Below are 22,282 nucleotides of genomic sequence, written 5' to 3'. Positions count from 1 at the left end.
GCAAAACACCATCCATTTACTTGCCCTAGAGAAGAAGACATTCCATTAATGGAATCAGATCCTGGTGCAGTTCGGGCAAAGGCGTACGATATGGTCGTCAATGGCGTTGAAATGGGTGGAGGAAGCATTCGAATTCACAATAAAGAACTTCAAGAAAAAATGTTTGCTGCATTAGGTTTTACAAAAGAGAGTGCAGAAGAACAATTTGGATTTTTACTAGAAGCCTTTAAATACGGTACACCACCTCATGGAGGAATAGCATTTGGTTTAGACAGAATGATGATGTTGCTTCTTGATATTGATAATATCAGAGAAGTAATTGCATTTCCGAAAACACAAAATCACGGTTGCCTAATGACCAGTGCACCAGGTCCAGCAAAAGAAGAGAGTTTAGTAGAATTGGGAATTGAATTGGATTTAGACGACTGATACATTCTATGTAAAAGCAAGTGGTCACCGTTGGTGACCTAAGGTTTTACTTAGAGCGTACAGCATAAAACATAAAGGGGTGATAGTATGATAGAAATAGGTACAGTCGACTCTATAGTAGAAAAAAAGGCTAAGGTAACTATTGAACGTAGTGCTATGTGCGGAGATTGTGGTGCTTGTCAGGTGGGAAAAGATAAACTCACTATGGAGACCACCGTTTTAAATACAGTAAATGCCAAAGTAGGCGATAAGGTCGAAGTAGAGATGGCTTTTAAAAATGTATTAATGGCTTCAATAATTGCCTATGGAATTCCACTACTGTTCTTTATAATAGGAGTAATGCTGTCTTCCCTATTTATAGGAGAAGTTGAAAATCCAATCATAAGCTTTATCTCAGGTCTTGTGCTTATGGCGGTGGCTTTTATTATAATAAAAATACTTGATAAAAAAGGCACATTTTCATTCACCTACGAACCACAAATTACAAATATCATTACAAAAACAAACCCATGATCCATGATTCATGGGTTTGTTTTTTTGTCTTAAATTGTAGTAATAGCTAGCTTTATTTCATAAAAGCCACTAGTAGTGGCCAACGTTTTTACATAGAACGTAGAACTCATATTTATTTAACATAAACATAACATAATAGATGGTATAATGTTATCAGAATTTAATAAAAGCATATTAACAGGAGGAAAAATGGATAAGATACTAGTTGTAGAAGATGAACGTAATATTTTTGAATTAATCAAATTTAATCTTGAAAACAACGGTTATGAAGTAATTGGCGTAGATGATGGGGAATTAGCAATAGGTACAATTCTTTCACAAAGACCTAATCTGGTGATTTTAGACTTGATGCTACCAAACAAAGATGGCATGTCTATCTGTAGAGAAGTAAGAGAGACTGCTGAAATCAAAAAGACACCAATTATTATATTGACTGCCAAAGAGACGGAATTTGACAAGGTTTTAGGCTTAGAATTAGGCGCAGATGATTATATGACAAAACCTTTTAGCGTAAAAGAATTAATCGCTAGAGTAAAGGCTCTACTAAGAAGGTCTGTAAATAGCGAAGAAGAAACATCTACTATTATTAAATTTGATGATATTGAGCTTCATCAGGATGCTTTTCGCGCATATAAAGATGGCAAACAAATAGCTCTTACATTAAAAGAATATGAACTATTATTATTATTAGCAAAAAACAGAGGGAAAGTACTCAATCGAAACTTTTTGCTAGATACCATATGGGGTTATGATTATATCGGTGAAACTCGAACAGTAGATGTACATATACGCCATATTCGTCAAAAAATTGAGGATGACCCTTCAAACCCCCAATATATTGAAACAGTAAGAGGTGTGGGTTATCGGTTTAAAGCATAAGGTGAGAAATGTATAAGAGAATATTAATTAATTTTATCGTTATATTATTTTTATGTATGAGTGCAATTGCATTTGGAATTTACAATACTGCAAAAACGGAATATTACAATGTAATGGAAAATCGTCTAATGGAAACAGCACAGCTGATTCGTTTAGATATTCAAACTATAGAGGATTTTCAATCCATTAATAAACAAAGGAAGTTTAATCGCTTTTCAGGAGTAACGAATTCTAGATTGACTATCATAAGTGAAGATGGTCAAGTGCACTTTGACTCTGAGGCAGACAGCTCTACAATGAAAAATCATAGCAACCGCCCTGAAATTCAAGGGGCATTAAATGGAACAGCCACTATGAGTACGAGATTTAGCCACTCATTAGATGTAAACATGATGTATGTAGCTATTCCCATTGAAATAGATGGTGAAATCATCGGCGCTATTCGCAGTTCTATCCCTCTTCATACCTTAAAAAATGTGACAAATGCTCTTATTAATGATATGGCCATTTCTATTTTCGTCACGCTCATAACAGGTAGCTTAATCTTCTATATACTAATCAAAAACATTGTTAAACCATTAAAAGCCACCACTGATTTTGCAAGGAAAATATCAGAGGGCAATTATAAAAAGCGCCTTAGTATGATTCGAGATGATGAAATCGGAAGTTTGACAGAGTCCCTTAATAATATGGCGGAGCGACTAGAATATTCCTTTGCCAAATTATCGGAAAGAAACTTTCAGCTAGAGTCTGTTTTATCCAATGTAAAAAATGGAATTGTGGCTACAGATGATAAAGAGCAAATAATACTCATCAATGATGCTGCTATTCACATGCTGAATCTTTCAAATAAGGAGGATGTCAAAGGAAAGAATATTTTAACTGCATTTAGAATATATGACTTGTACGAAAAAATCAAAAATTTTGAGTACGATGAATACAATATTAATATTTTTGAATATCGATTTAAAGAGAAAATTCTTAGTATATACGTAAAACAAATTCATTATTCTAATAGCATAAAGACGGGATTTTTGATAGTGGTACAAGATATTACTCAAATTCGTAAATATGAAAATCTTCGGAAGGACTTTGTAGCAAATGTCACGCATGAACTTAAGACCCCTATTACTTCCATAAAGGGTTTTATCGAAACATTGACTTCGGGTGATATAGAAGATGAAAATATAAGGATAAAGTTTTACGATATAATCGATTCAGAGACCAATAGATTAATTCATTTAGTGGAAGATATTTTAACTTTATCTAGTTTAGACAGTCAAGCTACTATAATTCAATCCGAGCAAGAGTTGCTAAATGTGATGGTCTATATGGATAGTATCTATTCCTTGATGGAAAGGCTTACTAAAGATAAGAATATAAGTTTATCTATTCAAATAGATGAAGGGCTTAAAGAAGTTCCTTTTAACAGCGACCATTTTAAACAGCTCATGATTAATCTTATTGACAATGCTATTAAATACAATAAAAATGGTGGATGTGTCCTTGTAAAAATGTACATGAAGGAGAGTTATGCAATTATTGAAGTTCAGGATAATGGCATAGGGATTCCAAGGAAAGATTTGCCAAGAATTTTTGAACGCTTTTACAGAGTAGATAAGGGGCGATCTAGGCATGCTGGTGGAACTGGTTTGGGATTAGCCATTGTAAAGCATATTGTCCAGGTGAATAATAGTACAATTAGAGTAGAAAGTATAGTTGATAAGGGAACTACATTTTTTGTTGAAATACCTTTAAATACGGAGGATACTTGATAAAAGATATCTTCCTAATGGTAAGTATAAAAAAGTAAAAACTACTCATCAAAAGAAAAAGACTATAATTTGCCCATATTATAAAGGAACAATGGATATATTATACTTAAGGCAATCTAGCATTAAATAATAGGAAATAAAAGTTAAAGGATGGGGATATACAACTTAACATATTCTTAACATTGTATTAACGAAGAATAAACCAAGCAAGATAAACCTTATGATAAGATTGGTTTTGTAATAAATTAATCTTACATATTTGAAAGGAGATAATTTCTTTGAAAAAATTATCAATCGCAATGTTAATTACGCTATTAAGTTTTGCTTTAGTCACAGGATGTTCAAACAATGGAGGGTCTATAGAAGAAAACAAAACAGATACAGAAACGGGAACAACTACAGTATCTGGAGAAATTGTTGCGGGTGGATCTACTTCAACAAAAAATATTATGGAAGCTACTTTAGACGAATTTACAGCATTAAATCCAGATGTAACTGCTGAATATAATGCTACGGGCTCTTCTGACGGTGTAAAAAATGCAGATTCTGGTGTATACCAAATCGGAACAGCTTCTAGAAACATTAAAGAAGAAGAAAAAGCCTTAAACTTAACTGAAAAAATATTTGCTTATGATGGAATTGCTGCAATTGTAAATCCAGCAAACGAAATAAAAGATATTACAGTTGAACAATTAGCTCAAATCTACAAAGGTGAAATCACTAACTGGAAAGATTTAGGCGGAGAAGACGCTCAAATCGTAGTTGTTAGTAGAGAAGATGGCTCAGGTACAAGAGGTGCTTTTGAAGAAATCGTAGGATTTGAAGAAAAACTTACAGCGAATGCAACAATTGCTGAAGGAAATGGTAATGTACAATCAACTGTAGCTGAAAATGAAAATGCTATTGGTTACGTATCGTTCACTTACATCAATGATACAATCAAAGCTTTAACGGTTGAAGGGGTAGAAGCAACTACTGATAATGTATTAAACGAAACATATAAAGTCTCTAGACCATTCGTTATGGTTTACCAGGATAAGAACTTAAATGATGCGGGTAAAGCATACATCGAATTTTTAATGGGTGCAGAAGGGCAGGCGATTGTTGAAGAAGAAGGCGGCATTCCTGTAAAATAAATACGAATACTGATTGAATGGACAGTAAAATAGGGCTCTTTCTAAAGAGCCTATTTTCTATAATAATGTATTTTCGAGCATAAGTATTTTAGTAAGAGAACAAGAATTTCTTACTACATAAAATTTCAATCAATCACAGGGGGACAAATTAGTGGATTTAATGAAAGATAACAAGACAGATAAAACCCGCAAAGAAAATTTTTTCAAATATGTATTTATGTTTTGTGCTTTTGTGGCAGTAATTAGCGTATTTGCAATTACCTTTTTTGTTTTTTTCAGAGGGTTAAAGCCTTTTATGCCTGGAACGAATGGTTACTCTATAATTGATTTTTTGACAGGACTAGAATGGAGACCAGGTCAAAATAAATTTGGAATCTTATATATGATAGTAGGGTCTATATTTGCTACTGTTGGTGCCATTGCTATAGGTGTGCCTGTAGGTTTGTTAACAGCGGTTTTTATTGCAGAACTTGCACCCAAAAGACTAGCGGATATTATTCGACCAGCAGTTGAACTTTTAGCAGGTATCCCATCTGTATTGTATGGTGTATTTGGTTTGGCAATCATTGTAAGTATATTAAAAGGGTATTCTCCTTATGCTCAAGGACAATCTCTTTTAGCGAGTACTTTAGTATTAGCTATTATGATTTTGCCAACTGTTGTATCGATGTCTGAAACAGCTATTCGCGCAGTACCATCATCTTATAAAGAAGGATCTTTAGCTTTAGGAGCCTCTAAAATACAGACGATTTTTAAGGTTATTATACCCGCGGCTAGATCAGGCATCTTAGCAGGTGTGGTATTAGGTATAGGGCGAGCTATAGGTGAGACCATGGCGGTTATGTTGGTTGCTGGTAATCCAATTGCTGGAATTCCCACATCTCTTTGGGATAAAATCAGACCTCTTACCACAAATATTGCTCTAGAAATGGGGTACGCATCTGGTATGCATCAAGATCTTCTCTTTTCAACGGGTGTAGTATTATTCGTGTTTATTATGATGATTAATTTTACATTAAATAAGATAATCCAAAAGAAAATAAGTTAAGGAGAGAGTATGAGAAAAATTAAAGATAGTATCGTAAAATTCATTATCATATTGTCCTCCGTAATCAGCGTAGGAATATTAGTTGCCATCTTAGCATTTGTTTTTGGAAAAGGCTTAGGCCAAATTAGCAAAGACTTCTTTGTCAATGAGTACAATTCTTCTTCTTATTATTTAAGTTTTAATGCACAAAGCACAGAATCAGATGTAGGTGAAGACAAGTTATTAGACTCAAAGTACAGAGAGAGAACGTATAATATAATAGAGAAACCAGTATACATTGAAAATATAGGTGGAGCGGTAGGCATTATAGAAAACACAAGGTTGAAAAATACAGATGTTATAATCACTTATGTTGAAAATAAATCACCTATGAGTAAAGCTGTAGATCGTACAGGTAAATCTATTGCTATAAAGGAAGGGTTTAAACTCGATCGAATTAATGGCAAAAAAGTAGAAGATAAATCCTTAGAAGAAATCGTAGATTTATTAGAAGAAACAAGTGGAAAAATCGAGTTAAAAGTAGTTTCAGTAGGCGGAGGCGTATTTCCAAATATTGTTACTACCGTATATATGATATTATTATCTTTAGGAATTGCTGCACCAATAGGGATCTTAGCTGCTATTTTCCTAGTAGAGTATGCAAAACCAGGCAAGCTCGTTAATCTTATTCGCTTTGCTACTGAAAGCTTATCGGGCATTCCTTCAATTATCTTTGGTTTATTTGGTATGGCGTTTTTCGTAGTATTTTTGAAATTTAGCCTTTCTATACTTTCTGGAGCATTGACCTTGAGTATTATTTTGCTTCCAACAATTATTCGGAGTACAGAAGAAGCTCTCAAAGCTGTCCCAGACGCTTATAGAGAAGCGTCATATGGAGTAGGTGCATCAAAATTACAAACCATTAGAAAGATTATCATTCCTAGCGCTATGCCAGGAATTCTTGTAGCGGTAATACTTAGTATAGGACGAATTATTGGAGAGTCTGCTGCTCTATTATTGACCGCAGGAACCGTTGCAAAGATTCCAGATAGCTTGTTTTCTTCAGGAAGTACTCTTACAGTACAAGCTTATTATTTAGCAAAAGAAGAAGGCAATATTGAAATGGCGTGTGCTATAGGAATTGTGGTAATATTATTAGTAATTGTACTAAATATCATTGCAAAGCTTATTACTCGCTTATTTAATAGAGCGAATTATTAATTGGAGGAATAAAACTTGAAAGATCGAAATAAATTTTTTATAAAAGACTTAAATTTATATTATGGCACTTTCCGGGCCCTTATTAATGTAAATTTAAATATTGTAGAAAAAAAGGTTACTGCATTCATTGGACCTTCTGGTTGTGGGAAATCCACACTACTTCGATGCTTGAATAGAATGAACGATCTCATTGAGGGGGTAAAAATCGATGGTGTAGTGGCTTTAGATGATACAGATATTTATGGTGATATAGACGTTATTAAACTTCGAACAAAAGTCGGCATGGTTTTTCAAAGACCAAACCCCTTTCCTATGAGTTGTTATGATAATATTGCCTACGGCCCAAGATGCCAAGGGATTAAGGATAAAGCTACATTAGATCAATTGGTTGAAAAAAGTTTAAAACAGGCGGCGCTTTGGGATGAAGTAAAAGACCGTTTGAATAAATCTGCACTAGGCTTATCTGGTGGACAACAACAAAGACTTTGTATTGCAAGAGCAGTGGCTATGGAACCAGAGGTCATATTAATGGATGAACCGACTTCAGCTCTAGACCCTATTGCTACTTCTAAAATTGAAGAATTGATGGAAAGTCTTAAAGAAGATTACACCATCGTTATCGTTACCCACTCCATGCAACAAGCAGCCAGAATATCAGACAATACAGCGTTCTTCTTATCAGGAGAGGTCGTTGAAAGCGATATTACCTCTAATATTTTCACAAAACCTCGTGATAAGAGAACAGAGGATTATATTACTGGTAGATTTGGTTGATGATAAAAATATATAAAGGTAGAGGTGATAATTTTGGTACAGAGAAAAGTGTTTGAAAATGAATTAACGCGCTTGCACAATGAAATATTGTTAATGGGCTCTATTGTAGAAGATATGTTAAGAGACTCCATTGATTCTCTTTCAAATCGCGACAAAGACTTAGCAGTTGAGGTTATTAAACGAGATGATATGGTAGATGGAAAGGAAATAGAAATACAAGAACTATGTGTCTTAATTATTGCAACCCAGCAACCTGTTGCTTCAGATGTAAGAAGAGTTACATCTGCTTTTAAAATCATCAATAATCTAGAGCGAATTGGAGATCATGCAGTAAATATCGCAAATGTAACAAAAGATTTGTTGGATAAAAAAATTAATTTAAAGGAAATTAATGAAATTAAGAGAATGTCTGAAATCGTCATTGAATTAGTAAAGAAATGCATCGATTCTTATATCAACTTAGACATTAGGCAAGTAGAGGAAATATTAGCATTAGAAGAAGAAGTAGATAATGCTCATCATAATCTTCGTAGAGACTTAGTTCAAAGAATGTCATGTGATGCCAACATGATAGAGCAGTATTCAAAATTTATATTTGTTTCGAGCCATTTAGAACGAGTAGGTGACCACGCAATTAATATATTTGAGTCTGTTAATTATATGGTCACTGGGGAGTATAAGGATTTTTAAAATCAGGTGGTAAGGTGACAAGGTGGTCAGGTGGTAAGCAAAAGCTTAAAAGCTGAATGCTGAAAGCGGAACTTTATAGGTAGAATTCTTGTTGAGAGATCTGTTTTTAGCCTAAGCTTCTGCTCAGTCATCCTGAGCGTAGCGAAGGATCTTGACCTGAACAAAATAGTCACCGATAATGAGCTGAAGAATTTTCCGCTTTCAGCTTTCCGCATTCTGCGCTTTAGCTTCGAATTAACGAAGTAGTACTTCTTTATCAAGTAATGATGAGCTACGCCAGAACTTACAACTTAACAAGTATGAAATACTCATTTTAGGAAAGCCTAAAGATTATCTAGAATAAATCTTTAGGCTTTTGGTGATTTTTATGGAAAATTCAATTTCAGTCATTTTTATTGCGATTATAATGGGGACTTTGGCTAGAGTGCTCATGATACGCGTTGATTATAGGCAATACCCTAGCTATCCACAATCCTTTGTCTCTCACTTAATTCTTGGTTTTGTTGCAGCCTGCCTAGGAGCAGTGGTTACCCCAGCCTTTTTAACTAAGGACTATGGAGCTGTGACTTTTCTAGCGCTTGCTACAGCACAATTTAAAGACATACGAAGCATGGAAAGAGATAGCTTAGAAAGACTTGAAAACATGGAATTAGTTCGAAGAGGTGAGGCGTATATTGAAGATATTGCCAAGCGATTTGAAGCGAGAAATTACGTTTCTTTCTTAACCTCTTTCTCTGTCTGCACGATATCCTCTATATTAAATCATATTTTTGAATTAGAGGTATTTCTATTACTGATTGTAGAGATCGTCTTTGGTTTTTTTTTGATTTTATTTTTAAAAAGCATTCTAAAACCAAATACCATTGCAGATATTGCTGATATAAAAGAAGGCAAAATTCATTTTAAGGGTCCTCTTCTTATGGTAGATGAGGTTGTAATTATGAACATTGGTTACCAAGTATCTAAGGATATTATACTCGAAAAGGGTATGGGTATTACCATTTACCCAAAAGACGAAAACGCCGTGGCAACGCTAGCCAATATTGGACAGAGACAAGCAATTATACACAATCTAGCAAGTCAGTTGGGTATACGAAAAGATGTAGATGAACCAGATTTTACTCCATTAGCAAGGCGAGAACCAAGCACGGGTAATATTAGCTTGTTTATTCTAACCATGAACAATATCCCTCGCGACGGTATTGTAATTGCAAAAAATGTACCAGTTCTTGAAAGTGCTAGAAGAAAACCAGATGGTTCTGAAAAGAAAGAAGGGTAGTAGATGGCTAAGGAAACGATTGTCGCAATTGTTACAACAAATAAAGAAAAAGTGTTATACAGCGGTCCCCCCGTCTTTTATGCAGAAAGCAAAGAAGAAGCGGAAAAAACAGCAATGCTCCTATCAAAGATTACACTGGCAATGATTCACGATGTGGAGAATGAGTGCTTTATTATCGTCCAGCACTAAGGAAAAAAAGCAACTAGCCGCCAGCCATCAGCGACCAGTACTTTAGCTACCTTCGGTAGCTGTAGAGTTTTGATTTGATGGCTGGTTGCTGTCCAATGTCTTTAACTGATGGCTGGCGGCTATCCTTTTGGCCCCAGAGGAATGCCTTTGATACTGGTAGCTGAATGCTGAACGCTGATGGCTAATGGCTGACCCCGAAGGAATGCCCGGCCAAAAAGCTTGCCTTTAATTGGCACAAATGATAATATACATAAAGAATTAATAAAAGGATGGAATAATGGAAGAAGATATTTTAATTGTAAAAATTGATGAAGAAAGTATTGCAGAAGAACTTGATATTGAAGCAGGGGATAAGTTGCTTACCATCAATGGGAAAAAACCTAGGGATATATTAGAATATAGGTATTTGATCAATGATGAGTTTTTGTTAGTAGAAATACAAAAAGCAAACGGAGAGATTTGGCAGCTTGAAATCGAAAAAGATTATGAGGAGCCTCTAGGAATCACTTTTCAGGAAGAGATGATCGATAAGCCTAAGAGTTGTCACAATAATTGTGTCTTTTGTTTTATCAATCAATTGCCCAAGGGGATGAGAGATACTCTATACTTTAAAGACGATGATACTAGATTGTCTTTTCTTTATGGCAATTACGTGACCTTAACAAATCTATCCCAAGAGGACATCGAACGATTAATTGAATACCGCCTTGAACCTATCAATATTTCCGTTCATACGACCAATCCTGAACTTCGAGTCAAAATGCTCCACAATAAAAAAGCGTACAATATTAATGAAGCATTAATAAAATTTTACGATAATAAAATTCATATGAATATACAGATTGTCCTTGTTCCAGAGTACAATGACGGTCAAGAATTAGACAAGACACTTAAGGATTTAACGCAGATGGTGCCTTATATCAATTCGATTTCAATTGTTCCTGTAGGGCTTACAAAGTATAGAGACCAGTTAAATCCTATACGAACCTTTACAAGAGAAGAGTGTATGGGTGTAATCAGACAAATTGATCATTATCAAACCCAAATGCAAGAAAAAATTGGAAAGAATGTAGTTTATGCCAGTGACGAGTTTTTCTTAAAAGGAAATATAAATATTCCTCCTGTGGATTATTATGATTCTTTTGCTCAATTGGAAAATGGAGTAGGCATGGTCTCTCTATTTACGAATCAGTGTTATACCGCTTTAGAAGATACAAAAGGAAAAGTGAAAGAAAAAGATATTACGGTAATTACAGGGGTTTTAGCATATCCCATAATGGATCGTATTGTTCAAAAGATTATGGGTAAGTACCAAGATCTGAATATTCAAGTTGTAGAAATTCCAAATATCTTCTTTGGTTCTGATATCACTGTATCAGGATTAGTTACTGGAAAAGATATTATTGCTGAACTGGAAAAACACCAATTAGGAAGTCAGGTTCTATTTCCAGCAAATATGCTTCGCTTTGAAGGAGATAAATTCTTAGATGATGTAACAGTACATGAGCTCTCTGAGAAATTAAGTGTTCCCTGTATTCCTGTTGAAATAGATGGAATAGAATTTATAGAAAAGTTATTATACTGAGGAGAAAAATAATGCAAAAACCAATAGTTGCAGTTGTAGGTAGACCTAATGTAGGAAAGTCTACTCTTTTTAATAAAGTTGCAGGTTCCAGAATTTCAATCGTCGAAGACACACCAGGTGTTACAAGAGATCGGATTTTTGCTGATTGCGAGTGGCTAGGGCACAAATTTACAATGATTGACACAGGGGGTATCGAGCCTTTTTCTAAGGATATTATTTTGTCTCAGATGAGACGACAAGCTCAGATAGCAATCGACATGGCAGATGTCATATTATTGTTAGTAGATGGACGAGAAGGGATGACGGCTGCCGACTTAGAAGTAGCCAATATGATTCGCAAGACAAGTACGCCCATTATATTAGTAGTAAACAAAATAGAGACAAAAGAATTAGATCGAAATTCCTATGAATTTTATAATCTAGGCTTAGGAGAACCCATCTCTATTTCAGCAGAGCAAGGCTTAGGGATAGGAGATTTATTAGATGACGTCGTAGAATCTTTCGAACGAAGCGAAGTAGATTTTGAAGAAGATGAAAGATTAAAAATTGCCGTTCTAGGCAAGCCAAATGCAGGAAAATCTACTCTTGTTAACAGATTGCTTGGCGAAGATCGAGTAATTGTAAGCAATGTTCCTGGAACTACAAGAGATGCCATCGATTCTTCCTTTAAATACTACGGAGAAGAATACGTGCTCATCGATACAGCTGGTCTTAGAAGAAAAAATAAAATCTATGATGAAATTGAAAGATACAGTATTCTTCGAGCTGTTACAGCTGTAGAAAGGGCAGATGTCTGCTTGCTCCTAATCGATGCAGAATATGGCATTACAGAACAAGATGCTAAAATAGCTGGAATTGCACATAACAGGGGGAAAGCCTCTATTATTGTAGTAAATAAATGGGACAAGATCGAGAAGGACAACCATACTACAAAGAGCTTTGAAAAAGATATAAGAGAAACTCTATCCTTTATGAGTTATGCTCCTATTCTTTATATATCTGCTTTAGAGGGTCAGAGAGTCAATAAAATAATGGAGACTGTCTTACAGGTTGCAAGCGAACATGCAAAGAGAATTACAACGGGTATGCTTAATGATATTATTAGTGAAGCAATACTTTTAAATCAACCACCAGCAGATAAAGGGAGAAGGCTTAAGATTTATTATGCTACACAAGCTAGCGTGAAGCCGCCAACTTTTATATTATTTGTGAATAATAAGGAACTAATACATTTCTCCTATGTTCGATACTTAGAGAACCAAGTTAGAAATTCTTTTGGCTTTATTGGTACGCCGATTATTTTTCTAGTTCGAGAAAAAACAGATAAGGATGGGAAGTGATTTGTTGAAAATCGCAGTAATAGGAGCAGGAAGTTGGGGGACAGCTATTGCTACTTCATTAGGGAAAAAGGAATATGAAGTATCTCTTTGGCATAGACGTGAAGAAATCATTAACAATATAAAAGAAAAAAGAGAAAACACAAAATATTTGCCTGGAATTACAATAGATGAGAATATTCATCCTACTGTAAATTTAGAAGAAGCCCTTATAGATGCAGAGGTTATCGTTCTAGCCGTTTCATCTCAGGCCGTACGAAATGTTTGTGAAAGCTTAGAACCATATGTTAATAGTGATCAAATTATCGTAAATCTAGCTAAGGGATTAGAGGCTGATACCTATTTGAGACTATCTCAAGTAATCAATGAAGTTTTACCTTATAATGAAGTCTACGTATTATCAGGACCTAGTCATGCAGAAGAAGTTGCTAAGGGGATTCCTACAACAGTAGTTGTGTCAGGAGAAAGTCGAGAGAAATCTGAGTATCTGCAAGAAGTTTTTTCTACAGATACGTTTAGAGTGTACACGAATCCAGATATTGTAGGTGTAGAATTAGGAGGAGCTTTAAAGAACATTATCGCCTTAGGAGCAGGTATGTCTGATGGACTTGGTTATGGAGATAATAGCAAAGCTGCTCTTATGACCAGAGGTATTGTAGAAATCAGCAGGCTAGGTAAAGTCCTTGGAGCAAAAAGCGAAAGCTTTGCAGGTTTAACGGGCATAGGCGATTTAATCGTAACTTGTACAAGTATGCATAGCCGTAACCGAAGGGCAGGAATATTATTAGGTGAGGGAAAGCCTCTTGAAGATGTCTTAAAAGAAATTGGTATGGTCGTAGAGGGAATTAACGCTACCAAAATTGCCTACCAAATATCAAATCTATACCACTGCGACATGCCTATTACTACTGCTATATATAATGTATTATATGAAAATGCAGACGTAAAGGAAGTCGTTAATGATATGATGACTCGAAAGAAGAAAAACGAAATTGAAGAAATAAATAGTCTTTATTATCACGGATGGAAATAAAGTTTTAAGTTCTATGTAAAACCTTAAAACATGATAGATGATTTTGTTTTATACAGGATTTTCATTTTATATGATATTAATCTAAAAAAGGAATACATTGAAATGTGTTCTTTTTTTAGATTGTAAGAAAGTATTGCTTTTGGCAAATCTCCTGCCAATGTCTCTTGAGCGCAAGCAAAAAATCTTGACCCTAAAGGAATATCCTAATGCTAGGACTAGCGACTAAAGTGCTAAAGGCACTTTCTTACTTAGAACTCATAACGAATGGCACCGTAGAAGGCAAGAAAAATATCTTTTAAAAAAATAGCATATATGTGCTTCCTCTGAATAAATATTATTAATGGACAATGAATCGAGGAGGAAGTGTAATGAACTTTAATGTATATGAAGATATAGCCAATAGAACAAATGGCGATATTTATCTTGGTGTAGTTGGTCCTGTAAGGACTGGAAAATCAACTTTTATCAAGAAATTCATGGATAAGTTGGTTATTCCAAACATACAGGAAGAATTTCAAGCCTTGAGGGCAAAAGACGAATTACCTCAAAGTGGATCAGGTAAGACCATTATGACTACAGAGCCAAAATTTGTTCCAAACGAGGCTGTAAATATTCAGTTTGACGAGAGTACTAATGTGAATATGAAAGTAAGATTAATTGACTGCGTTGGATATCTTATTGATGACGCAATTGGATCTGTTGAAGATGGCACCCCTAGAATGATTATGACTCCTTGGAGTGAAACACCAATGACTTTTGAAAAGGCTGCAGAGACAGGAACTCAAAAGGTTATTAAGGATCATTCTACAATTGGCATGCTTGTAACTACTGATGGTAGCATATTAGACATACCAAGAGAAAAGTATGTTGAAGCAGAAGAAAGAGTGGTTAAAGAACTACAGGCCATTAACAAACCTTTTGTCATCGTGCTAAATACTAAATTCCCAGATAGCGAAGACGTTGCTGCGTTAAAAGACAGATTAGCTGAAAAGTATAATACTAGCGTTATTCCTGTAGATATTGCTAATATTGAAATAAACGATATCAACACTATTTTAAAAGAAGTATTATATGAATTTCCAATTAAAGAAATTAAATTTAATGTGCCTATTTGGTTTAAGGCCATTGATGAAGAAAATGCTATTAAGAAAAGCATGATGGATATCATTGAAAATAAGGTGAAAGGCTCTGTTAAAATAAGAGATATCTTAAGTAATCCCACAGCAGGAACCGAATCTATAGGAATACGCACTGGCATTTTAGATCTTGGAAAAGGGGAAGTTTCATTTGATATATATGTAGAGGAAAAGATCTTCTACAATACTTTAAATGAAAATGCAGGTCAGGAATTAAATAATAAACTAGACTTGCTCAACTACATACGAAAATTGTCTGAAATGAGTGTTGAATACAGCAGAATTAGAAGCGCTCTTGATAGTGCAAAGAGCAGAGGTTATGGCATTGTACTACCTGACGCAGAAGAACTTCAACTAGAAAATCCAGAGGTAACCGGCAAAGGAAATCGTTATAGCCTAAAACTAAAAGCAAGTGCACCATCTATTCACGTAATCAATGCTCAAGTAGATACTGAAGTTACCCCATTTGTGGGCTCACAAGCTGAATGCGAGCGTATTATGAACGAAATGAAAGAACTCTTTGAAGAGGATCCAGCTAAAATGTGGGAAATGGAGATTTTCGGAAAGAATCTTAACGAACTGGTTATGAACAACTTAAATGGTAAAGTAGGAAGAATGTCTGAAGACCATCAAGAGAAGATCAAGAGAACGTTGTCGAGAGTATTAAATGAAAATGGTAGAGGAATTGTTTTTATTATTATTTAAGGTGTCAGCAAAACCATGTTAGCCACCAGTAGTGGCCTAGTGAGGCGAACTTTGTTCGCCTCTATTTTATGAAGTAGCAAGTTCTACCTAGCTACTGCTTGAGTCATCTTAAGTGCTAGTGAAGGATCCCTACAACCTAACTACTAAGACGGATACCATGTACTAAATCAATCTTTCTTTAATTCTCAATTCTAAATTTCAAGTGCAACTTGTACTTGAAATTTTATCTTGTAATGATTATAATAGTTATATTGTCTGGGTGTAGCGCAGCTTGGTAGCGCGCGTGAATGGGGTTCACGAGGCCGGAGGTTCGAATCCTCTCACTCAGACCATTATCAGTACTTTCAAGGCTTTATATGATTTTTAAATTAGCCTTTTATCCTTAATTTAACCTTATTGTTTTTTTAATTCGTATAAATAAGCCTTTTCCATTTTCGGATTGGGCTTTTGTTTTTTAGGGACAAAATAATAATGTCAAATATCGAAAGGATAATTAGATAGATCCATTTTATTGTTTTTGTATTATTTGATTTTTTGCTATAGAACTGTTGCAAAAAAGATTCACCTTGAATATAATAAATTTAAGAAGAATAATACAGTAAAGTATAGTATGAAAACATATAATTTGAGTTTGTTTATTATTTTTAATAAATTTGTCAATAATAAAAATACGGCATGTTAGCGATTTTTACTCAATGCTACTTAAATGTGTTAGAGTTATCGGAGGCGATAAAATGGCAACAAAGAGTATCTTGAAAAACATTAATATTAAAGAAAAAAATTCTGGTCGTAGATTAGTACTAGCGTTAGAGAACGCTAAGAACAAAAAAAGTAAAGAAGTTACGTATAAGAAATCATACTCCGAAATATCAAAAGATCAAATCAAGGAAATATTTAAGGTAACAGATGATAATGACAGGGTATAAACATGTAAATCTAAATGATTTAGTTATAGAACTAGGAGAGGATGATGTAAAACTCATCCTCTCTACATATTCATGCCCTTATAACAAGGATGTTGAATGGTTTTTAAGACACAAGGCGATAGAGTTTTCTAAACAAGGGTTGTCAAAAACACATTTAATATTCACATCATATAAAGACGAGTTGGTTCTGATAGGGTATTTTACTCTGGCAACGAAATTCTTTTTTCTTAAAAAATCCTCATTAAGTAATCGCCTGAGAAGAAGAATTTCAAAATTCGCCAGATATGATAATGAATTGAAGAGATATCAAATTACTGCTCCTTTAATAGCCCAACTAGGAAAAAACTATACAAATACATATAACCGTTTAATTACTGGTGATGAACTTCTTAAAATGGCTTGTGATAAGGTAAAAGGGATCCAAAACGAAATTGGTGGAAAAGTCGTGTATCTGGAATGCGAGGATAATGAAAGGTTAATTGACTTCTACCGTCAGAATGGTTTTGTTAATTTTGGAAAACGTGAATTAGATGGCGATGAACTGGACAAGTCAAATACGAAATATTATATACAAATGTTAAAATATTTAGATACATAAAATAAGCCCTTTCCATTTTCGGATTGGGCTTTTGTTTACCATTGTGAATTATGATATCAGCTTTATGTATTGATTCCATGAGAAAATCAGACAAAGGTCATAGTATAAGCTGCATAACAGGATGAACATTTCTATATCGTTCAATCCGATAAACGCTTTCTTTGGGATTGCTTTTCTTTGTATCTTTGAAAAAACCAAATAGCACACGAAAGCCAAAAACCACTAGCAAAATATCCCCCAATAATATCACTTGGATAGTGAACACCTAGATAAATCCGACTTGCACCGATTATAATAATAAGTCCACTACTTATCAAAATGAGAATCATACGTCCTAAATGGGAAGGTATACGATGCCATAACAAGAAAGTAATGATTCCGTATACTGCAAATGCATTCATTGCATGTCCACTAGGAAAGCTGTATCCACTAATCACAATCAATCGATAGGAATCTGGGCGAGCACGATGGAAAAAGTATTTTATGAAGGTAAGTGCGTTAATATACGCCCTCGACATTTTTGCATATATTATTGAAGCATATTGTAATATTATGGTAATATAAACTTAGGTAATCGAAAAGCAGGTGTGATTGCCACTTCTCTTACATATGAAAGAAGGGAGGTGGTGTGATATGAGTACATATCAAGCTTTATCTTTAATGATGAGCTTTGGAGTATTACTAATATCACTTATCTCCTATTTAGATAGGGATAGCAAACATAAAAAATAATCACCCTGCCTAGCCGCAGGGTGATTAAGTAATAATTTCTGTGGTAACCCCACCAAGCGGTTCGATTACCCCTTCTCTTATTTGTATTATACCACATAAAAATTTCATGTAAACATCATTCACGTATTAATTTTTTAGGGAAACTAGTACAAGAAAGAACATGAAAGAATGGATGATTACAGTTATGCTTGAAGGTGGTATTGTAGGTAGGGTGAAATTAATTATTGATTGAGGTAACACTAATGCAAAGGAATATGAGGATAACGAGCATATGGTGTTGGTGACTTCCCTCTCCTAAAATTTAAAGTAAAAGGTCATCGTTCCCAAATGCCTATAGCATAAAATGTAAATTAAATTACTGTGAGTTTAGGAGATGAAAATTAATAATGAATACAAGAAAAAGTCATTTTATAAAACAAGTAGTAATTTTATTTATGTTTACTACAATTATATCCATACTATTAACACCTGAAAAAAGAACAAATTTATTGAAGTATATGTTTATAGGGATATTGATTTCAATTATTGTTACTTTTATTCGAAATAAGTTTTATAAAAAGTAAATATAACTATTGTAATCTATGAGTAAGTGCTCAATAACAGAGTGCCTTATATCATTTTGGAACTTAAAAGGTTTGGATATTATATCTTCTGATGGAGAAATAATCTGTGAATGCTTTGCGGCAACTAGTCCAATGAGTAATCAAAAACTTGCGAAAGATTTGGAATGATTAGCCCCTTAGTTGTTAAATAAAGGATGAATACATATGAACATATTTGAAGAATTTTACAACAATAAAAATGAAACACAAGCTGTGTCTATGGCTAAATATATGAAAAATCTTTTTTCATTCCTAGGCTTAAAGAAACCAGAGAGAGCAGCCATATCTAAAGCATTTCTTAGTGAGAGAAAAAAGGATACAGAAGTTGATTGGAAATTTATTCATCAATGCTTTAAAATGCCAGAAAGAGAATTTCAATATTTGGCAATAGATTATATGGAGAAGGTAATTGACCTATTCACACCAGATGATATGCAAAGGATCACGCAACTCCTAATTATAAAGTCCTGGTGGGATAGTGTAGATGCCATAAATAAAATCGTAGGGCATATTGCCATGAAATATCCAGAAGTAAAGGAAGGCCATATATTAAAATGGATGAAATCCGATAATATATGGTTGAATAGAATATCTATTATTTTTCAATTAAAGTATAAAGAGAAAACAGATACTGAGTTTTTGGGAACAGCAATTATATGTAATTCACAAACAGAGGAATTTTTTATAAATAAAGCTATAGGATGGGCTTTGAGAGAATATTCTAAAACAAATAAGGAATGGGTTAGAGCTTTTATCGAGCATAGTGAACTCTCTAAGTTAAGCATAAGAGAAGGCAGTAAATACATTTAGTATAATAACATAATTGTAGAAAAATGTGTCGTGTAAACGGGCGCACCCCTACTGATTGGATTGAGGTTGTAGGGGAGGTCTTTGACCTTCCGTCAAGGGTATTATTAATAATATATTAAGCTATAAGGAAACTGCGTGTTTACGCCAAATAATCGGCATGGTGTTATGTGCAAGGAGCCTTTTATTAATTAGCAAATAGGAATATAAAAACGGTAGGTCTTAAAAGTTTGAAAAAGTGGACGATATGATAAAGTACAATTAACTTTTTTGAAAGGACAGAGAGCATATGAAGGGAACTATTGTCACTACTTGGTTAAACAGCTTGCGCAAAATTTTTTCTGATGAAGTTGTAGATTCTGCACTTGCATCCGTTCATTGGGATAAGACTCGTATTATTCATCCCCTTGAAAATATCCCTGATGAAGAGATTTTTCAAGTATTTACGCAGGTTTCTAAAGATACAAACGAATCTGTAAAAAATATATGGAGGAAAGTGGGAAATCAAAATATTGAAATGTTTCAAAAATGGTTTCCCTCATATTTTGAAAGGAATAGCTTAAGAGGATTTTTAATCATGATGGATGATGTACATCATCAATTGACGAAAATCATTTCAGGTGCAAATCCACCTCGATTAATTGCAACGGAAATCAATGAGAAGGAAATTGAAATAAAATATATATCCCAAAGAGGATTATTCGATTATCTGCTTGGATTATTTGAAGGGAGTTCTGAATATTTTAATGAAAAGATTGAAATTACAGAACTAGATAGAGGGAAGATGGAAGATGGTAGGCATTTTATGAAGATTCATTTGTCCATTGAAAAAAATCCGGACTCGATTATAAATGCTCCTCTTTCTAAACTATTAGGTCTTCACAAGATAAAAAGTTTGCCGTTAAAAATTGCATTCATCCCTACACTCCTCAATATTGTGGGACATTTTATATTTCATAAAATGGATTCTATCGTTCCAAATTTGATTCTCAGTACATGTATGGGAATTGTTGTTTATATAGCAGCGCGTATTACGCTAAAACCTTTGCATAAATTAGAAGATGATATTTCTGCTTTAAAGGATTATGACTTTTCTTATAAATCAAAGTATTATACTCAAGATCAATTCGAGGATGTATTTCATTTACTAAACGACTCAAAGGAGTACATAAAAAAAGACTTTTTGTTTCTTAAGGGTGGAATGGACGATATGGATAATTACATCAAACAATTTTCCGATATTGCCGATAATCTTAAGAAGTTATCAGAATCCATATCTTTAATTGTCAACGATGTGGCCAGTGGTGCAACTCATCAGGCGGAAGAAACAGAAGGGGCAGTTTCCGTATTGATGAATTATATTGAATCCTTAAATGCTATTGTAGAAGAGGAAACAAAAGGTAAAGATGATTTAGAAGAATCTGTAAATCATTTAAAAGCTTCTCAAAGTGAAATTCAAAACGTAAATAGCATGATAAATGCAGTAAGAGATAATTTTTCTACTGTTAATGAGCAAGGTAAGCAGCTATCTATTCAGGTGAACAAAATCATGGATATAGGTGCTACAGTAGAAGCCATTGCCGATCAAACTAATTTACTAGCATTAAATGCTTCGATTGAGGCAGCAAGGGCTGGAGAGGCAGGGAAGGGGTTTACTGTAGTAGCTGAAGAGATAAGAAATTTGGCGGAAGACACAAAGCAAGCGGTTGGAGATATCAATGAGAATTTGCAGTATTTTATTACACAAATTGAAGGTTTTGTGAAAGGAATCCAAAATCAATATACTCAATTAGAAAACAGCAACATGACCTTAGGGAAGGTCACTAAGGATAATGAGAATTCTACAGGTAATATTATTCGCGTTTCAGATGTGATAGTCCATTTAATCTCTCGACTATCTAATGAAACCAGAAATTTGCAGGAGGTTATGGGGCAAATACATTCTTTAGCAGCGATAGCAGAGGAGAATTCTGCATCTTCTGAAGAGATGAGTGCAAATGTTATCCAATATTCACAGCAAGTAATAGATTTAATCGAGTATATACGGCTACTAGATAGTCTGATTGGTAGCTTTAAGCTTGAACTCAAAAAATATAAAATATAAGATTGGTTAGAATTAATATAAGGCGGGTGTCCACTAGGGATGTTTCAAATCCTAGTGGAATGCCCCTTTTAATATTAAAAAAACTATGCTTCTTTTCCTTTACAAGCCAAGAGAATTTATCATCTAGGTGTATAAATTGATTTTCTGAGACATCTAGCAAATCATAGATATATAAGCGATCAATGTCTATATATCTACCTCCAAAATTCGGAGTAAAAATTGCTGTCCATTAGACCTTGGTAGTAGAGTAGTATTTGTTATTGATTGAGGTAACGCCAAGGCGAACTTGTGCACTTTCTAGCTTTTACAGAGTGTGTTAGAATAAATAAGCAAAAGAAATATCAGCAAAAGAAATATCAGCAAAAGAAAAGGAGTGTAAATATGCACATTAAACACATTACTTTAAGAGTTAAAAATATGGAAGAATCCATAAGTTTTTATGAAACAATTACAGAACTAAAGATCTCACGACGTTTTACATCAGGTCCTACAGAGTTGGCGTTTTTGACAAATGGGGAAGGGGAAACGGAAATTGAGCTCCTTTATATGCCAGAAGGTCAAACCTTTGAAGGCAAGGGGATGTTTATTTGCTTTGAAACAGATAAGCTTGATGAGATGCATAAGCTAGCACAAGACAAAGGCCTTAACCCATCTCCTATTCATAACCCAGGGGACGATACTTGTTATTTTTATGTATACGATCCAAATGGCGTGTCTATTCAGTTAAGAGTATTTCCTAAATAGTTATATTAGGTGGTCAGGTGGTCAGGTGGTCAGGTGCTTAATTTATTAATATTATAATAAG

23 protein-coding genes and 1 tRNA gene are annotated in these 22,282 nt (G+C 34.3%); 23 read left to right on the top strand and 1 reads right to left on the bottom strand.

Annotated elements, in window-relative coordinates; translation table 11 throughout:
- The 18 genes from Q7P22_RS12410 to Q7P22_RS12325 form a co-directional block, all read left to right on the top strand.
- The coding region (locus Q7P22_RS12410) for an amino acid--tRNA ligase-related protein (RefSeq protein ID WP_303864603.1) at positions 1–429 on the top strand (429 nt) is incomplete at its 5' end.
- Between the two features lie 87 nt (positions 430–516).
- Positions 517–942, top strand: a complete 426-nt coding sequence (locus Q7P22_RS12405; RefSeq protein WP_303864601.1) for a SoxR reducing system RseC family protein — start codon at positions 517–519, stop codon at positions 940–942.
- A 189-nt stretch (positions 943–1,131) separates the two neighbouring features.
- Positions 1,132–1,821: a response regulator transcription factor gene (locus tag Q7P22_RS12400; RefSeq protein ID WP_303864599.1), complete on the top strand. Its 690-nt coding sequence runs from the start codon at positions 1,132–1,134 to the stop codon at positions 1,819–1,821.
- A gap of 8 nt (positions 1,822–1,829) precedes the next feature.
- Positions 1,830–3,596 (top strand): ATP-binding protein, encoded by a 1,767-nt coding sequence (locus tag Q7P22_RS12395; protein WP_303864597.1) that lies wholly within the window; start codon positions 1,830–1,832, stop codon positions 3,594–3,596.
- A 278-nt stretch (positions 3,597–3,874) separates the two neighbouring features.
- Positions 3,875–4,732, top strand: a complete 858-nt coding sequence (locus Q7P22_RS12390; protein WP_303864595.1) for a phosphate ABC transporter substrate-binding protein — start codon at positions 3,875–3,877, stop codon at positions 4,730–4,732.
- A 160-nt stretch (positions 4,733–4,892) separates the two neighbouring features.
- Positions 4,893–5,780 carry a phosphate ABC transporter permease subunit PstC gene (gene pstC, locus Q7P22_RS12385; RefSeq protein ID WP_303864605.1) on the top strand — a complete coding sequence of 296 codons (888 nt, stop codon included), beginning with the start codon at positions 4,893–4,895 and terminating at the stop codon, positions 5,778–5,780.
- A gap of 9 nt (positions 5,781–5,789) precedes the next feature.
- Positions 5,790–6,980, top strand: a complete 1,191-nt coding sequence (pstA, locus tag Q7P22_RS15020) for a phosphate ABC transporter permease PstA (RefSeq protein WP_369695536.1) — start codon at positions 5,790–5,792, stop codon at positions 6,978–6,980.
- Between the two features lie 15 nt (positions 6,981–6,995).
- On the top strand, positions 6,996–7,754 hold the full coding sequence (gene pstB, locus Q7P22_RS12375; RefSeq protein ID WP_303864593.1) for a phosphate ABC transporter ATP-binding protein PstB: 759 nt from the start codon (positions 6,996–6,998) through the stop codon (positions 7,752–7,754).
- A 33-nt stretch (positions 7,755–7,787) separates the two neighbouring features.
- Positions 7,788–8,444, top strand: coding sequence for a phosphate signaling complex protein PhoU (gene phoU / locus Q7P22_RS12370; RefSeq protein ID WP_303864591.1), 657 nt, complete (start codon positions 7,788–7,790; stop codon positions 8,442–8,444).
- A gap of 367 nt (positions 8,445–8,811) precedes the next feature.
- Entirely contained in the window at positions 8,812–9,723 is a 912-nt protein-coding gene (locus Q7P22_RS12365; protein ID WP_303864589.1) for a YIEGIA family protein, read from the top strand.
- A gap of 3 nt (positions 9,724–9,726) precedes the next feature.
- Positions 9,727–9,912, top strand: a complete 186-nt coding sequence (locus Q7P22_RS12360) for a hypothetical protein (protein WP_303864587.1) — start codon at positions 9,727–9,729, stop codon at positions 9,910–9,912.
- A gap of 277 nt (positions 9,913–10,189) precedes the next feature.
- Entirely contained in the window at positions 10,190–11,497 is a 1,308-nt protein-coding gene (locus tag Q7P22_RS12355; protein ID WP_303864585.1) for a DUF512 domain-containing protein, read from the top strand.
- Between the two features lie 11 nt (positions 11,498–11,508).
- Positions 11,509–12,837 (top strand): ribosome biogenesis GTPase Der, encoded by a 1,329-nt coding sequence (der, locus tag Q7P22_RS12350; protein WP_303864583.1) that lies wholly within the window; start codon positions 11,509–11,511, stop codon positions 12,835–12,837.
- Between the two features lies 1 nt (position 12,838).
- On the top strand, positions 12,839–13,867 hold the full coding sequence (locus Q7P22_RS12345; RefSeq protein ID WP_303864581.1) for an NAD(P)H-dependent glycerol-3-phosphate dehydrogenase: 1,029 nt from the start codon (positions 12,839–12,841) through the stop codon (positions 13,865–13,867).
- 368 nt (positions 13,868–14,235) lie between these two features.
- The gene (spoIVA, locus tag Q7P22_RS12340) at positions 14,236–15,708 is read left to right on the top strand and encodes a stage IV sporulation protein A (RefSeq protein ID WP_303864579.1); all 1,473 of its coding nucleotides are present in this window, start codon (positions 14,236–14,238) and stop codon (positions 15,706–15,708) included.
- A 255-nt stretch (positions 15,709–15,963) separates the two neighbouring features.
- Positions 15,964–16,040: transfer RNA gene (locus Q7P22_RS12335), tRNA-Pro, on the top strand.
- A gap of 402 nt (positions 16,041–16,442) precedes the next feature.
- Positions 16,443–16,634 (top strand): hypothetical protein, encoded by a 192-nt coding sequence (locus tag Q7P22_RS12330; protein WP_113919755.1) that lies wholly within the window; start codon positions 16,443–16,445, stop codon positions 16,632–16,634.
- Complete coding sequence (locus Q7P22_RS12325; protein WP_303864576.1) at positions 16,621–17,232, top strand: N-acetyltransferase; 612 nt, start codon at positions 16,621–16,623, stop codon at positions 17,230–17,232. Before Q7P22_RS12330 ends, Q7P22_RS12325 begins: the two co-directional genes overlap by 14 nt.
- 140 nt (positions 17,233–17,372) lie before the next feature.
- On the opposite strand, the gene Q7P22_RS12320 is transcribed toward Q7P22_RS12325, so the two are convergent.
- Positions 17,373–17,750 carry a phosphatase PAP2 family protein gene (locus tag Q7P22_RS12320; protein WP_369695535.1) on the bottom strand — a complete coding sequence of 126 codons (378 nt, stop codon included), beginning with the start codon at positions 17,748–17,750 and terminating at the stop codon, positions 17,373–17,375.
- 115 nt (positions 17,751–17,865) lie between these two features.
- Between Q7P22_RS12320 and Q7P22_RS12315 the strand changes: the two genes are divergently transcribed.
- The 5 genes from Q7P22_RS12315 to Q7P22_RS12295 all read left to right on the top strand — a co-directional run bounded on the left by Q7P22_RS12315 (position 17,866) and on the right by Q7P22_RS12295 (position 22,221).
- Complete coding sequence (locus Q7P22_RS12315; protein WP_242981681.1) at positions 17,866–17,964, top strand: putative holin-like toxin; 99 nt, start codon at positions 17,866–17,868, stop codon at positions 17,962–17,964.
- Between the two features lie 386 nt (positions 17,965–18,350).
- A complete protein-coding gene (locus Q7P22_RS12310) occupies positions 18,351–18,527 on the top strand; it encodes a hypothetical protein (RefSeq protein WP_170128155.1) in 177 nt (58 codons plus the stop codon).
- 204 nt (positions 18,528–18,731) lie between these two features.
- Positions 18,732–19,376 (top strand): DNA alkylation repair protein, encoded by a 645-nt coding sequence (locus Q7P22_RS12305; protein WP_303864573.1) that lies wholly within the window; start codon positions 18,732–18,734, stop codon positions 19,374–19,376.
- Positions 19,377–19,662: 286 nt separating this feature from the next.
- Complete coding sequence (locus Q7P22_RS12300; protein WP_303864571.1) at positions 19,663–21,477, top strand: heme NO-binding domain-containing protein; 1,815 nt, start codon at positions 19,663–19,665, stop codon at positions 21,475–21,477.
- A 381-nt stretch (positions 21,478–21,858) separates the two neighbouring features.
- Positions 21,859–22,221 (top strand): VOC family protein, encoded by a 363-nt coding sequence (locus Q7P22_RS12295; RefSeq protein ID WP_303864568.1) that lies wholly within the window; start codon positions 21,859–21,861, stop codon positions 22,219–22,221.
- Positions 22,222–22,282 lie beyond the last annotated feature (61 nt).

The organism is Alkalibaculum bacchi (assembly GCF_937875145.1).
GTDB classification, from domain to species: domain Bacteria; phylum Bacillota; class Clostridia; order Eubacteriales; family Alkalibacteraceae; genus Alkalibaculum; species Alkalibaculum bacchi_A.
Note: the sequence above shows the minus strand (reverse complement) of the source record. Positions and strands in the feature narration are given on the sequence as shown.

What these genes read in the sequence shown, in the direction of transcription:
- Q7P22_RS12355 (WP_303864585.1), top strand. Translation starts at nt 10,190, where the DNA reads ATGGAAGAAGATATTTTAATTGTAAAAATTGATGAAGAAAGTATTGCA.
- Q7P22_RS12405 (WP_303864601.1), top strand. Translation starts at nt 517, where the DNA reads ATGATAGAAATAGGTACAGTCGACTCTATAGTAGAAAAAAAGGCTAAG.
- Q7P22_RS12310 (WP_170128155.1), top strand. Translation starts at nt 18,351, where the DNA reads ATGAATACAAGAAAAAGTCATTTTATAAAACAAGTAGTAATTTTATTT.
- Q7P22_RS12365 (WP_303864589.1), top strand. Translation starts at nt 8,812, where the DNA reads ATGGAAAATTCAATTTCAGTCATTTTTATTGCGATTATAATGGGGACT.
- Q7P22_RS12315 (WP_242981681.1), top strand. Translation starts at nt 17,866, where the DNA reads ATGAGTACATATCAAGCTTTATCTTTAATGATGAGCTTTGGAGTATTA.
- Q7P22_RS12395 (WP_303864597.1), top strand. Translation starts at nt 1,830, where the DNA reads ATGTATAAGAGAATATTAATTAATTTTATCGTTATATTATTTTTATGT.
- Q7P22_RS12325 (WP_303864576.1), top strand. Translation starts at nt 16,621, where the DNA reads ATGACAGGGTATAAACATGTAAATCTAAATGATTTAGTTATAGAACTA.
- Q7P22_RS12360 (WP_303864587.1), top strand. Translation starts at nt 9,727, where the DNA reads ATGGCTAAGGAAACGATTGTCGCAATTGTTACAACAAATAAAGAAAAA.
- Q7P22_RS12330 (WP_113919755.1), top strand. Translation starts at nt 16,443, where the DNA reads ATGGCAACAAAGAGTATCTTGAAAAACATTAATATTAAAGAAAAAAAT.
- Q7P22_RS12295 (WP_303864568.1), top strand. Translation starts at nt 21,859, where the DNA reads ATGCACATTAAACACATTACTTTAAGAGTTAAAAATATGGAAGAATCC.
- Q7P22_RS12300 (WP_303864571.1), top strand. Translation starts at nt 19,663, where the DNA reads ATGAAGGGAACTATTGTCACTACTTGGTTAAACAGCTTGCGCAAAATT.
- der (WP_303864583.1), top strand. Translation starts at nt 11,509, where the DNA reads ATGCAAAAACCAATAGTTGCAGTTGTAGGTAGACCTAATGTAGGAAAG.
- Q7P22_RS12305 (WP_303864573.1), top strand. Translation starts at nt 18,732, where the DNA reads ATGAACATATTTGAAGAATTTTACAACAATAAAAATGAAACACAAGCT.
- pstA (WP_369695536.1), top strand. Translation starts at nt 5,790, where the DNA reads ATGAGAAAAATTAAAGATAGTATCGTAAAATTCATTATCATATTGTCC.
- Q7P22_RS12400 (WP_303864599.1), top strand. Translation starts at nt 1,132, where the DNA reads ATGGATAAGATACTAGTTGTAGAAGATGAACGTAATATTTTTGAATTA.
- pstC (WP_303864605.1), top strand. Translation starts at nt 4,893, where the DNA reads ATGAAAGATAACAAGACAGATAAAACCCGCAAAGAAAATTTTTTCAAA.
- spoIVA (WP_303864579.1), top strand. Translation starts at nt 14,236, where the DNA reads ATGAACTTTAATGTATATGAAGATATAGCCAATAGAACAAATGGCGAT.
- Q7P22_RS12320 (WP_369695535.1), bottom strand. Translation starts at nt 17,750, where the DNA reads ATGTCGAGGGCGTATATTAACGCACTTACCTTCATAAAATACTTTTTC.